At 47.0% G+C, this 13307-nt stretch carries 11 protein-coding genes; 1 reads left to right on the top strand and 10 read right to left on the bottom strand.

Annotated elements, in window-relative coordinates; all coding sequences use genetic code 11:
* Window positions 1-183: 183 nt before the first annotated feature.
* From V144x_RS20400 to V144x_RS20360, 9 genes are all read right to left on the bottom strand, one after another.
* Window positions 184-1776, bottom strand: coding sequence for an FMN-binding glutamate synthase family protein (locus V144x_RS20400; protein ID WP_144987612.1), 1593 nt, complete (start codon window positions 1774-1776; stop codon window positions 184-186).
* Window positions 1777-1846: 70 nt separating this feature from the next.
* Entirely contained in the window at window positions 1847-3283 is a 1437-nt protein-coding gene (locus tag V144x_RS20395) for a cytochrome b N-terminal domain-containing protein (protein ID WP_144987610.1), read from the bottom strand.
* Between the two features lie 34 nt (window positions 3284-3317).
* Entirely contained in the window at window positions 3318-3851 is a 534-nt protein-coding gene (locus V144x_RS20390; protein WP_144987608.1) for a QcrA and Rieske domain-containing protein, read from the bottom strand.
* Window positions 3848-4081, bottom strand: a complete 234-nt coding sequence (locus V144x_RS20385; RefSeq protein ID WP_144987606.1) for a hypothetical protein — start codon at window positions 4079-4081, stop codon at window positions 3848-3850. The genes V144x_RS20390 and V144x_RS20385 overlap by 4 nt, the downstream gene beginning before the upstream one ends.
* On the bottom strand, window positions 4078-4914 hold the full coding sequence (locus V144x_RS20380; RefSeq protein WP_144987604.1) for a cytochrome c oxidase assembly protein: 837 nt from the start codon (window positions 4912-4914) through the stop codon (window positions 4078-4080). The genes V144x_RS20385 and V144x_RS20380 overlap by 4 nt, the downstream gene beginning before the upstream one ends.
* A complete protein-coding gene (gene ctaD, locus V144x_RS20375) occupies window positions 4911-7142 on the bottom strand; it encodes a cytochrome c oxidase subunit I (RefSeq protein WP_144987602.1) in 2232 nt (743 codons plus the stop codon). Before ctaD ends, V144x_RS20380 begins: the two co-directional genes overlap by 4 nt.
* Entirely contained in the window at window positions 7139-8119 is a 981-nt protein-coding gene (gene coxB / locus V144x_RS20370; protein WP_144987600.1) for a cytochrome c oxidase subunit II, read from the bottom strand. Before coxB ends, ctaD begins: the two co-directional genes overlap by 4 nt.
* Window positions 8120-8460: 341 nt before the next feature.
* Window positions 8461-8844 (bottom strand): DoxX family protein, encoded by a 384-nt coding sequence (locus V144x_RS20365; RefSeq protein ID WP_144987598.1) that lies wholly within the window; start codon window positions 8842-8844, stop codon window positions 8461-8463.
* A 51-nt stretch (window positions 8845-8895) separates the two neighbouring features.
* Window positions 8896-10023, bottom strand: coding sequence for a serine hydrolase domain-containing protein (locus tag V144x_RS20360; RefSeq protein WP_144987597.1), 1128 nt, complete (start codon window positions 10021-10023; stop codon window positions 8896-8898).
* A 138-nt stretch (window positions 10024-10161) separates the two neighbouring features.
* On the opposite strand from V144x_RS20360, the gene V144x_RS20355 reads away from it, so the two are divergent.
* Window positions 10162-11262, top strand: coding sequence for a prolyl oligopeptidase family serine peptidase (locus V144x_RS20355; RefSeq protein ID WP_197998548.1), 1101 nt, complete (start codon window positions 10162-10164; stop codon window positions 11260-11262).
* 37 nt (window positions 11263-11299) lie between these two features.
* Here V144x_RS20355 and V144x_RS20350 read toward each other — a convergent pair whose 3' ends face one another.
* On the bottom strand, window positions 11300-13102 hold the full coding sequence (locus V144x_RS20350; protein ID WP_144991039.1) for a heavy metal translocating P-type ATPase: 1803 nt from the start codon (window positions 13100-13102) through the stop codon (window positions 11300-11302).
* Between the last annotated feature and the right edge of the window lie 205 nt (window positions 13103-13307).

Genomic DNA, 13307 nt, shown 5'->3' with positions numbered 1-13307 from the left:
TTAAAATGTACTCGTTTCCATGAGAGAGCGTACTGTTAGCGCTTTAGATTCTGATTAGAGTAACATTCTGTGCACATCAACGAAGGGAGCCTGTAACTATATCAATATTGAGACATTGATATGAATGGAGGCAAAAAACTCAGACTTTACTTTATCTGTTCGCGTACATATAAAGTGTTCAGATTAATGATGTTGAATTTGAAATGAATCAGCGGAAGATAAATCCCAGACTTTTTTGTAAACCGGATAGGGACACTCTTCGAGGAGTTCGCCCGGTTTTAGAAAATCAAAGGCTTCGTGATAAGAGGCCATTTTAGTGCGCCCCGTTCTCAAGTAGACATGCCAGGGGCGTAGTTCACTGGGATGATCGAGACCTGCGGCCGCGATGACATCGGCGAATGCTTCCATTGTATTATGATGAAAGTTAAACGTGCGTGTACTTTTATCTTCGACGTTCAATGCCTTCTGACGTCCTGGGTCTTGAGTGGCAACACCGACAGGACACGTATTCGTATGACATTTCTGAGCTTGAATACAACCGACCGCCATCATGAAGCCTCGTGCGGCGTTACACCAATCAGCGCCGATAGCCAAAGTGCGAGCGAGTGTGAATGCAGAGCTGACTTTTCCAGAAGCGGCGATTTTGATTTTATCTCGTAGATTGCAACCTACGAGCGCGTTATGCACAAACATTAAACCGCCTCGTAAAGGCATTCCCATATTGTCAGAGAACTCTAAGGGAGCTGCACCCGTACCGCCTTCACCACCATCGACGGTAATGAAGTCAGGCAAAATCCCCGTCTGGAGCATTGCTTTACAAACGCTGAGAAATTCACCAGGGTGTCCAATACACAGTTTGAAACCAACTGGTTTACCTCCCGATAAGTCACGAAGTTGTGCGACATATTCGCACAATCCAATGGGGTTGCTGAACGTATTGTGGCCGGGAGGAGAAACACAATCTTGTCCCATCAGAATTTTTCGTGTGGAAGCGATTTCCGCTGTGATCTTTGCCGCTGGCAACACGCCGCCATGTCCTGGTTTTGCGCCTTGTGAGAGTTTAATTTCGATCATTTTCACAGCATCGTGGCTGGCCTGTTCTTGGAATAAGTCGGGATTGAACGTTCCATCGTTATTTCGACAACCAAAATAGCCTGTACCGATTTGCCAGACAAGATCGCCACCATTCTTTAGATGATAGGGACTCACTCCACCTTCACCTGTGCAGTGGTAGAATCCGCCCCTTTTTGCTCCTGCATTCAAAGCCAATAACGCATTCGGACTGAGTGCTCCAAAACTCATGGCTGAAATATTGAGAATAGAACAGGAGTAGGGTTGTTTGCATTCAGGACCGCCGACTGTGGTACGGAATAACTCTTTCGATTTAGGACGCGGTGCCATGGAATGATTGAGCCATTCGTACTCATCACCATAGATATCCAACTCTGTCCCAAACGGTTTCAACCCGTCAATGTTTTTCGCGCGTTCGTAGATGAGCGATCGCTCATCGTTATTAAAAGGGCGGCCGTCGATGTTGCTTTCGACAAAGTACTGGTGAATTTCGGGGCGGATCATTTCAAAGAGAAAACGCAGATGTGCAATGATCGGATAGTTGCGTGTGATGCTATGACGTGTTTGGACCAGGTCCCAGGTGCCAAGTAAGGCTAAGGGAATCAGCATGAGTAACGACCAGAAAAAATCATGATCTACTGCGAGGCCCAGAATCAGGCTTAAAACTGTTAAGATGATCGTCAGAATGTAAACCAAATATCTCATTGAATACACCAATCAGGGACAATGACAAAAGTGATAAGAAATAGATTGAATGACGAACAGATCAAGTGATTTACTGAGTTGGGTTTTTGGGTACGTCCTCTTCCGGAGTGACACCGCGTGTTAACAGAAAATCAACAATCAGGTTTAGCTCAACAGACGACATGGAACTTGCAAACGCAGGCATATTATGGCCACCATTATTGATGCGAATGATAATGTCATCACGAGTCAGAAGTTTTCCAATCTCTGTCAATTCCGGTCCACGATGGCCTCCATATCCACCAATGTCATGGCAATACAGACAACCTTTGATATGCATCAGCTTGGCCCCTTCTGCGAGAGGTCCCTTATCGGTACCGACGACAGAAGCGGGTAGTTCTTTTACATCAAAATCGGGCGACCACGGTTTTTTATATCCATAAATCGTAAGCACAATGAATGCCATCGAGATGAAAATGACAGCGCCCCCCGCCCAGGGACGTTTCGAAGGAGCGCGGTGTCCTTTATTTGAGATCAGCGGCAAAAAGAATAAGACGATGAAACCGACAACGGGAACTCCCAGAATCACCCAAGTCTCAAGTTGAGGAGGGAGTAGCGAGAGCACTGCGAAATACCACAAGAAGTACCAGTCCGGCAGGGGATTCGCGTTGATACTACTGGGGTTAGGCGGAGGATCTAGCGCGGGAGGTCCCAGAAAAATAGAACAGGCCATGATGACGCCGACGATGAGCGTCGAAAAAAGCACGTCGCGCCACATCGCGACCGGCCAGAAGGGAACTCCCGTTTTTTGGATTCGCTCTTCATAGGCTTCTTTATAAGTGTCAGGGTCAATTGGCTCGTTAACGTCAGGCATTTCTGAAATGCCATGTCGCATGATCAGCAACATATGCAAACCAATGCCGGCAATAATAATGGCAGGCATGATGAAGACATGCATCGCAAAGAAACGCGTAATCGTAGAACCGCCGACTGTTTCGCCGCCGAGCATGAAATGCGCAAGCGTAGGGCCTATATAGGGGGTGCGGCCCGCCATTTCTGCAGCAACGGTGACTGACCAGACCCCATTCGCATCCCAGCGCAATAGTTGGCCGGTAAATGCCATTCCGAGTACTACGAATAGCAGTACAACGCCACTCATCCAGTTCATTTCGCGTGGATATTTATAGGTGGCGTGCATGAATACTTGAACCATGTGGATCACAGCCAGCATGACCATTGCCGAGGCGCCGTAATAATGCATGCCGCGCACGAGACTCCCCAGAGGAGCAATATCGGTAATGTATTTCAAACTTTCATAAGTGTCTTCACCACCGGGAACATACGCCATCGCCAGGCCGATTCCAGTGACCACCTGCACGATAAATGCGCAAAGAGTGGCACTTCCGAAAATATACCACCAGCGCGCGTTGTCTGGCACGAGATGTACCATCAGAGGAACAATGTAATCGGTAAAACCAATTCGATTGTCGATCCAGTTCCAAGTTCGCTTGAGAGAGTTGTTGCTCATTCAGCCGGATACTCGCTTTTCATCAAAAGTGGTTTCATGTGAGCGTCGTTAAGGTCAGCGGAGTTGGTATTGTTTGTACTTCGACTTGGCCATTACGGACACGAACAGTAATTTTCTGAAGAGGTTCAGGAGGTGGTCCTGCTGCTACAGTTCCATCTTCATAATAAACGCCGCCATGACAGGGGCACATGAACAGTTTAGGGTCATCCACCCATCTGACGGGACATCCCAGATGGCGGCAATTAATTGAAAAAGCGATAAACTCTGTTTCACTCACGCGTCGAAGCCAGGCACCTGCCGTGGCAGTAACTCCCGCCCAGGCGACAGGCGACGGGTCTTCGTATTGGACCAGCACAAATCCGCCGACCTTGAAATCTTCAAGTTTGCCAACGGCTCGCCATTTCTCTTTTGGTTTTTTAAAAATGGGGGCGAGTACATATCCAATCACGGGCAAGGTAATGACGAGGCCGATCACCGCTGACAATCCGATCGAAAGCCGCGTCAGAAATGTTCTACGCGGATGCTGGCAACACGGTTTGTCAGATTGCTGTGGTGGTTGATTATTCAAGGCGTTTCACTCCATGAATTACGAATCTCATTCATCCAGGACCAGATTGCACCGACGATTACAGCCGCTCCGATCAAGGACATACTCCAATGTGTTAAAATTCCCCAAAGCATGAATGTAATGCCCATGGCGAGCGCGGCTGGAGCATACGTTGGTTCGATTTCCTGCTCTGTTAATTCCTGTTCTAAATTTTCCTGCTCGGGAGATTCTTGTAACTCTTCTTGATTCATGAGCGTGCCTCCCGGAGCGAGTTGGTTGTCCCAGCTGTTTGTGGTGTAAGTCGTTCCATTTCAGAATACCACCTTTTGAGTACGACCATAATGGCACAGACATAAAGTGAGCAGGGGGGGACCCACATTAAAAGTCCGCCTAATCGTTGATCAAGTGCGGGGGTCATTCCCTGGTCATAAAGCAGATGCATAATTCCTAATCGATCAACAGGGTTGGCAAATGCCGGGCAGATCGAAATGACGGTGAATGTAATATAGATCCCTAACAGTGTGCATCCGAGGCAGGCTGAGAACAGGTAAATCATGGCAAGTGGCGAAGGAAGGTGATAGCGTTTCAAAGGCGAAAATATGGGCCACCAGAATACGAGACCTGCGAGCAAAAATGTGGCATCGCGAAAAACTCCCAGCGCATAATTCTCTGTTGAAGCATTACAAAACGAAGGTACATGCCAAAACCACATGACACCTAAGCCGCTGAGCCAGCCTAGAAAAGGGACTGCCAACACATAACCCAGTCGGTTCATGAAGGGGTGGCTAAAGAGTGATTCTGTGGCAGATCTGGAAAGACTCAACAGGAGGAAGAGCGGTACGATCAGTAGTAGTAACAGATGCTGAATGACATGGGCGCTAAAGAGGTAACCATCAGACAAAACGCCAATGGGTGAGACATACGCCATCGCCAAAGTGAACATTGCGAAAATGAAATAGAGGCTGCGTTTACCTAATGCGCCACGTTGAATTAGAACATAGAGTCCTATCAGAGACAAAACCAGTAGCCAGACTGGTGAACTCCATTTCCATAATCCGCTTGTCAGATCGAAATACGAACTCATTGCAGAAGTCCCAGATAAATAATTCCAAAAACAAACAGCCAGACAACATCTACAAAGTGCCAATAGACGCCTACTGCGCCGAACACATGTGATTTTTTGGGAGTCAGATTCCCTTTGACTCCCATAACGAGCATCACGATCAATGCAAGGACTCCAGCGGTGACATGAATTCCATGGAATCCGGTGATCGTAAAAAATGTTGCTGTAAAGAGATCGGTATTAATTGTTACATTACTAGTTAACAAACCGGTATATTCCCAAACCTGTCCTGCCAGGAAGATGGTTCCAAACAGGATCGTCACTCCTAGCGAGAAGGTAAACATCGATTTCTTGCCAGCTTTTAAAAATCGTTCTGCGAGCCAGAAGGTCACGCTGCTAGAGATCAAGAACAGGCTAAAAATACCAGTTCGTTCCACATCTAATACGGAAGCGGTAACCATGCCTCCGCGATTGCGTGTGTTAAACACAACAAAAGCTATCAGTAATAACAGGAAGAAGACGGCTTCAGAAGCAATAAATGACCATGCCGCAAGTTTAGGTAAATTAAGTCGCTTGCCTTTGTCGGGTGGTGTCTGTGCGGACTTCCAATCTGCGTATTCGGGGTGGTTCATATCCCAAACGGGACGACGGCTTTTGATTTCTGGAAGCGAGCTAAAGTTTTCAGGTGGTGGTGGGGAAGTCGTCGCCCATTCCAGTGTGAACGCATCCCATGGATTATCACCGGCAATTTTGCCTTTGCGTAAACTGATCCAGATATTCCAAAGAAATACCAGTGTGCCGACAGCCATAAAGATAGCACCGATTGAAGCAATTCCATTTAAGAGTGCCCAGCCGGGATTGTCAGCGTAAGTATAAACCCGTCGGGGCATGCCCATCATTCCCAGAAAATGCTGGACCATAAATGTCATATTAAAGCCGAGGACCCACAACCAGAATTGCAGGATTCCCAATCGTTCGTTGAGCATGCGGCCGGTCATCTTAGGAAACCAGTAATAGGCGGCTGAGAACAAAGAGAAGACAAGTCCACCAATCAATACATAATGAAAATGGGCAACCACAAAATACGTGTCAGTCAATTGCCAGTCGATCGGGACGGCTGCGAACATAATCCCCGTTAAGCCGCCGATGACAAACTGCAGCAGAAAGCCAACTGCAAAGTGTAATGCCGTATTGAATTGGATTTCTCCGCCCCAGAGTGTGGCCGTCCAGTTAAAGACTTTGATGCCTGTGGGAATGGCAATCAGTAGGGAACCGATGGCAAAAAAGATATCGGCATACATACCCAGACCAACGGCAAACATATGATGTGCCCAGACGCCATAGCCGAGTAGCACGATTGCCACTGAAGAACCCGCTACAAAAGTGTAACCATAGATAGGCTTACGGGAGAATACAGGGATGACTTCGGAAATCATTCCAAAACCGGGCAGGATTAAGATATAAACTTCTGGGTGGCCAAAGATCCAGAAATAGTGTTGCCAGAGAACCGCAGACCCGCCGCGTGTGGGATCGAAAAATGCCGAACCAAGCCAGCGGTCAATTAACAGCATTGCCAATGCCGAGTTTAATGCTGGTAATGCCAGGATGATCAAAATGACCTGCATTAACATCATCCAGACGAATAGCGGAACCCGCTGCAAACTCATACCTGGTGCACGCATGCAGATAATCGTGGCGAAGATATTAATCGCTCCGGAAACGGAGCCCACTCCCATGATTAGTAAGCCAATGATCCAATAGTCAACACCCTGCAATGAACTATAGGCTTTGGTGGAAAGAGGAACATAGCTGAACCAGCCGGCATTGGGGGCTGAGCCTGTCAAGAAACTATAGTGTATCAGCAGAGCCCCAAAAAATAGCATCCAGAATCCGAAGGCGTTCAGGCGGGGAAACGCAACGTCACGGGCGCCGATCATCAATGGAACAAAGTAATTGGCAAATCCGGTTAAGACCGGCATACCCACCAAAAAGACCATGGTTGTGCCATGCATGGTAAATAACTGGTTGAACATTTCCGGCGAAAGTAAGGTGTTATTGGGGAATGCCAATTGCGCTCGCATTAACAATGCTTCAAATCCCGCCACAGCCAGATAAAAGACGGCGGTCAGAATATACATAATACCGATGCGTTTATGATCGAGTGTACTCACCCAGTCGAGCATGACGGTCGAAGTGACTGGAGGTTCGATACTGGCAAGTTCTGATTGTTTGATCGATCCTGTCGTCACTCGAGTGTCTCCAGGTAGGCTACGAGTTGTTTGAGATGCTCTTCATTTAACTTAAAGTTGGGCATTTTACATCCTGGTTTGAGTGCTTGAGGATCTTTTAACCACAGCGCCAGATTTTCCGATGAATTCTCGATCACACCTGCACCAATTTCTTTGCGACTGGCAAAATGCGTCAAATCAGGACCAATCCTGGCTTTGGCTGGTGTGCCCTCAATCGTATGGCATTGTTGACAGGTCGCCTGGAAAAAGAACTGTTTACCAGCAAATGCTAACTGTTCATCAGCAGAGGCCAATGGAGAGAGTAATTTTGGTTGAGCGACTGCTTTGTTTTCACTCGCCAGCCATTGCTCATATTCCTCATTAGATACTGCATAAACCTTGAAGTTCATCCAGGCATGCTGAGCACCACAATATTCGGAACAGCGTCCCTGATACGAGCCGGGTGCATCGGCTTCCAGCCAAATGTAGTTTTCGCGCCCCGGAATGGCATCGATCTTTCGGCCAAGCTGAGCCACCCAAAAGCAATGAATCACATCATCAGAGGAAATCTGAACGCGTAGCTTTTTACCGACAGGGATATAAATTTCATTCGCTGAGATCACACCTGATTTTGGATATTCAACTTCCCACCACCATTGATGGCCGGTCACAATCAAATCGATTTCACTAATATCCGTTTTACCGTCAGGATCAGCCTTAGGAATCGCATTGAGAGTGATCACCAGATTCGCACTGATCGCGACTAGCCAAATCACAATAATCACGGGGCCAACCATCCAGGCAATTTCTGTTTTTTCGCTACCGAAATCCTGTTCAGGCAATGTTTGTTTTCTTCGACCACGTGAGATAGCGATCAAGATCAGGCCTGCCACAATCGCAAAGATGATCGCACTAATCAGTAGCACTTGAAGAAATAAGTCGTTAATTGCCTCTGCCTGTGGAGACGCGGGGTCAAGAACAGGAATCACAGAGTTCATAATCAATGCCTGGAGCTTGGTCTTCAAAGGTGTCTACTTTGTATTGACGGAGCAGTCTGATTCGTTACTGAGTGCAGTACATAGTGTGATTAATCGATGTGAATTGATCAATTTCTATTCAGAAAAAATCTTAGATGAATACAAAACAAAATCATATTGATAGAACCCAAATGAACTATCTTACCTAAGTCGATATGAAATGCAGAATGCTTTCATACCGGCAGTCTGAGATTCTACCTCATCTATTATCGTACAGACTGTAACATAACCTGAGAATTATTGAACAGCTTCCGTGTGAAATTCTTATGTGATCAACAATTTTTTGTAGTGATTTCTGCTCATCAAACGTTGGTTGATGGTATTTGTTCCAGAGTGGGTCTAGTGTGCCAATACGCCCAGAGAATGAAAAGACTTTGTAAGGGAAGCCGTATCAAATGTAACCAGGGAGGCGCGGGCATGATTTCCTGATGTAAATAGAGATGAATATTAGCGGGAAAAACCGCGATCAGTAACGCGATAATCCCCCAGGCAGCCCATATTGAGATTCGTGGAATACAGAGAGAGATACCCAGCCCGATTTCAAAGAATCCGCTCAGGTAAACCAACTCAAGATGCCAAGGTAAATAGGGAGGCATGATTTTCAGAAAGAAATCCGGATTCACAAAATGCATGACTCCTGCACCGACCATAAACAGGGCAAGGAAATATTTTGAGAACGTTTTCATTTCTTGTCTCTTTAAAACTCATACTTGAGTAGCGAGGGTGTGCTTGCCCCTCTATTTAAAGGCAGAAGCAATGATATTTGACAGACTGACCAATCGCCAAGGTGCTTTCGACCGAATCCCGGTCGTTAAAATTACTGCAAAGCCATCACGACGGCGGTCCATCCAGACCATGGTACCTGTGGCTCCAGTATGACCAAAGACACTTCGGTCAAGAAGATTTCCCCAACTGCCACTCTGGCCAGGGTGATTCAATCGCCATCCCAGTCCCCATGGTTGAGAGCGACGAATCGGTTCGGGCAGGTCAGGGTAATCATTGAGCCGGTTCGTCGTTGCCATTTCCATCATCGATCGGGAAAGTAGTCGCACGCCGTTCTGTTCTCCGTAGTTGAGCATACATTGGCAGAGGACGGCCATGTCTTCAGGAGAACTAAACATGCCTCCCCAGGGGACGCCGAGGTCCTGCCAGTAATTGCTGTTCCAGCCAAACTTGGAACCAATCTGGTACTCTGGTGTTTCAACACGCACAAGACGTTCGCGCGGAAAATCACCACGTCCAAGCCAGGTGCTTTGCAGACCCAATGGATTGATGATTTCATCTCTCACATGTTGGGCAATCGTTTTTTTGGTGATGCGTTGCACAATTTCCGCAACAATCAATGTTCCCATACTTTGATAACTGAGCCCAGTACCTGCAGGTTGGAAGAGAGGCACTGTGTCATAGATGGCACCACGAATAAATTTCTCTAAGGGAGCCAGTGACTGACGCAAGGCAACGTTGTTTTCCAGCATATCAGGCATACCTGAAGTATGCGTAAACAGGTGATGCACCAGAATCGACTCCTTATGGTGGGCTGCGAAGTCGGGAATGTAATTCGTGACAGGGACCGTTAATACCAGCTCACCACGTTCCACCAATTTCAATGCACTCATGTAGACAATTGGTTTGGTAATTGAAGCAAGAAGGAACATGCCGTCTCGTCGAACGGTCTCCGCGTTATTTTCCGGTCCCTGTTTTCCAAAGAACTGTGGTTCAACAATTTTCCCATGCCGTCCGACCACAATCGCAGCACCGGGAATGATGCCTGTAACCGTCCATTCTGTTAGTAGTTTTCCCGCTTGCTGTATCCGTTCTCCATCGAGGTTGATCTCCTGGGGTTTTACAATGGGAAGTGAAGTCATAATGTGAGTCCTCAAAGATGATCGTTTGTGTTGACTCAGGCCAACTCATTCACCATGATCAATCTAGCAGCATTCGTCAAGCGATTTTAAGTGCGACTACCTATCCCGATGAGATTCAATCAGAATAAGGTCAATTTGATGATCCAGAATTTTTCTGTCCTATTCACTCTCTTTTGTCAGGTACTTTGGTTAGCAAGTTTAAAGGCGGCAGAGTTACCTGCTCAGAATGGAACCGTTTCAATCGAAACTCAGGAATGGCCATTCAAGCCAGGACCACGTTCGGTCAAAGTGTATCTCTATTATCCCGGTAACAAACTGGCAAATGTGACTACAGAGACCGGTTTGATGCTCAACCTGCATAATTGGGGGGGAACCAATACTTCGGGAGCCGGGAATCCGGCCGTACTCACTAAAGAACTAAACGTGATTGCGATCTCTGTGGATTACGTGCAAAGTGGTTCCTGGAAAACACAAGTCGGAGCACCTTATGATTTTGGATATTTGCAGGCCATTGATGCATTGCGGGCACTTTCTTTTGTATACCATGAATTGATCAAAGAAAAAATTCCGTTTAACTCTCGTCGAATCTATTCTTCGGGAGGTTCCGGTGGTGGGAATGTGACTTTGATGTGTAATAAACTGGCACCCCATACATTTACCTGTGTCGTTGATATTTGTGGAATGCCACGACTCACCGATGATATTGCATTCAACTTACCCGGCGGCAGTGTGTTGAATGCGCGTTACAGCCAGGATAAAAGTTCTGCCAGTTATTTGACGCCGGGAGCTCAAGAGATTCGCTACATTGGGAATCCCGCACACTTAAAAGTAATGAAAGATCTGGGGCATGAAACAAAAATTGTGATCATTCACGGAACCACTGACAGTTACTGTCTCTTTCCTGATGCAAAACAGATGTATGAAAATATGAAAGCCGCAAACCTGGATGTGGAAGCCAAATTTGTGACTCCCCAGGATATTGATAAGGTGGTTTTCAGATCAACCGGTCATTCGCTCGGTGATAGAACCAAGATGATGACGAAATTTGGTGGCGAATACATGATCCCCGGGCGAGAGAAGTTCCGCCTTCGTAAATCACCCACCGATTTTGAGTTAAAACAGGATGTGATTTACCCGACATCAGACGGACGTTTTGTGGTCTCATATGCAGATGGTAAACCTACCATCCATTTTGAACCAAAGGGCACACACTCAAAGGCCAATTCTGATCGAAATTAAAGCGACTTCTTTTGTGATTTGAATTTCAAACAGCTTATCACACTTTAAAGTCGATCAAGGCTTTAGGCGGGAGGGCAACACGCAGTGCATTCAGCACGGCCAGTACATCAATGACCTCCTGCGAGATAGCTCCGGCTACCGGTGGTAAGTATCCGGCTGAAGCGAGCAGCATACCCAGTATGCTCAATCCCATGCCTCCTAAAGCACTTTGCAGGGCGATCCGTCGCATACGACGGCTGATATGTAGAAATTCATCAATTTTTTGTAAAGAACTATCCATCACGATCACATCAGCGGCTTCGGTAGTCACATCGCTATTTTGACCAAAGGCGACTCCCACAGTTGCCGCCATCAGGGCGGGAGCATCGTTGATTCCATCACCCACAAAGATCGTGTTGGTGTCTTTTGTTTCGGTATTTACAATTTCCAGCTTTTGTTCGGGGCTCTGACTGAAAAAAACATTGTCGATTCCTACTTGATCCGCAAGATAGCGGACTTCAGATTCCCGATCGCCGGAGACGAGCATAGTTCGATGGATTTGATGTTGTGGTGAGAGATGATTAATAAAGGAGAGTCCATCGGTACGAGGTGTATCGCGAAAACGATAGATACCAGCATATTGGTTGTTGATCAGGATCACACATTCCAGACCTCCTGCCTGGGGTGGTAATTGATCTGCAAGATCGGGTTGTTGTTTGAGAAGTTTCTTGCGACTTGTGATCTGGATCTTTTGTCCGGCGACCGTTCCCTGCAATCCTTCTCCCGGCGGTTCGCTAATCTCAGTGGCATCATGAATCACGGTTTTGGCTTCCTGCATCGCAGTCATAATGGCGACCGCCAATGGATGCTTGGAAAATCGTTCCAGACTACCTACGAGGGAAAGGACTTCGTCTGGTTCGAATCCGGTTTCACATAACTGTTCCGTCAGTACCGGCTTACCATAGGTCAATGTACCTGTTTTATCAAAAATAATCGTACGGCAAGTGTCGGCAGTTTCCAACGCGGTAGGATCGCGAACAATGATTGCTCTGCGGGCTGCAAGAGAAATCGAACCGATGATGGCAACCGGAATTGCAATTAGCAGCGGGCAGGGGGTAGCAACAACCATCACCGCCAGGAATCGCACAGGATCACCAGAAAGGAACCAGGCCACCAGTCCAATCAAAACGGCAAGTGGTGTGTACCACGCACCAAGTTTATCAGCCATTCGTCTCATGCGGGGGCGATGCTGTTCCGATGTTTGCATCACCTGCATGATTTTTGCATAACGGGAATCCACGGCCCGTTTTTCCGCGCGAATCGTGAGAGCCGATTCACCATTAATGGCACCGGAGAGCACTTGAGATCCCGGTGTCTTGGACATCATATAGGGCTCACCCGTAAGATAAGATTCATCCATCACACCATGACCTTCGAGTACCACTCCATCAATGGGGCAAATTTCGTGTGGAAAAATCACTAACGTGTCGTCGATGGCGATTTGTTCCAAGGGAACATCATCAACCTTCGAATCGACTTTGAGATGAGCAATCGAGGGCATCCTTTTACTTAATGCTTGCAGCACAGAGGAAGCACTACGAACGGCATAGGCTTCTAATGCTTCTCCCCCGGAAAGCATCAATACAACCAGAGAGCCTGCGAGATACTCATGCAATAAAACAGAGACAACTATGGAAATTCCCGCCAGTAGATCCGAACCAAACTCACGATGGATTATTTTGACCAACAGTCCCCAAACCAGAGGTGTGCCGCCCAGGCTGAGGACTAACCAGAGCGGTATGTTCTGTGTAATTTCAGCGCTAATCAGCCCATAGCGCAACACCAGATGGATGGCGATCATGATGATCGTAAACAGGGCGATCCATGTTTCCAGAGATTTCCAGACAGGTGAACCCGGTCTCGTCGGATTGGGGTTTGACACGCTCAGCCTTTAATGAATGATACGATTCTTGTTTTATTCATATCTATAGAATACAGCACGACATTTCATACTGGAAACAAAAACAGCCCGGTATTTAAAACCAGGCTGTTTTTTTAATGGGAAT

Origin of the sequence: Gimesia aquarii (assembly GCF_007748195.1) — a bacterium.
Lineage (GTDB): Bacteria > Planctomycetota > Planctomycetia > Planctomycetales > Planctomycetaceae > Gimesia > Gimesia aquarii.
The sequence above is the reverse complement of the archived record's forward strand: the minus strand, read 5'-3'. Positions and strand labels throughout refer to the sequence as shown.

What these genes read in the sequence shown, in the direction of transcription:
- V144x_RS20400 (WP_144987612.1), bottom strand. Translation starts at nt 1,776, where the DNA reads ATGAGATATTTGGTTTACATTCTGACGATCATCTTAACAGTTTTAAGC.
- V144x_RS20395 (WP_144987610.1), bottom strand. Translation starts at nt 3,283, where the DNA reads ATGAGCAACAACTCTCTCAAGCGAACTTGGAACTGGATCGACAATCGA.
- V144x_RS20385 (WP_144987606.1), bottom strand. Translation starts at nt 4,081, where the DNA reads ATGAATCAAGAAGAGTTACAAGAATCTCCCGAGCAGGAAAATTTAGAA.
- V144x_RS20380 (WP_144987604.1), bottom strand. Translation starts at nt 4,914, where the DNA reads ATGAGTTCGTATTTCGATCTGACAAGCGGATTATGGAAATGGAGTTCA.
- coxB (WP_144987600.1), bottom strand. Translation starts at nt 8,119, where the DNA reads ATGAACTCTGTGATTCCTGTTCTTGACCCCGCGTCTCCACAGGCAGAG.
- V144x_RS20365 (WP_144987598.1), bottom strand. Translation starts at nt 8,844, where the DNA reads ATGAAAACGTTCTCAAAATATTTCCTTGCCCTGTTTATGGTCGGTGCA.
- V144x_RS20360 (WP_144987597.1), bottom strand. Translation starts at nt 10,023, where the DNA reads ATGACTTCACTTCCCATTGTAAAACCCCAGGAGATCAACCTCGATGGA.
- V144x_RS20355 (WP_197998548.1), top strand. Translation starts at nt 10,162, where the DNA reads ATGATCCAGAATTTTTCTGTCCTATTCACTCTCTTTTGTCAGGTACTT.
- V144x_RS20350 (WP_144991039.1), bottom strand. Translation starts at nt 13,102, where the DNA reads ATGATCGCCATCCATCTGGTGTTGCGCTATGGGCTGATTAGCGCTGAA.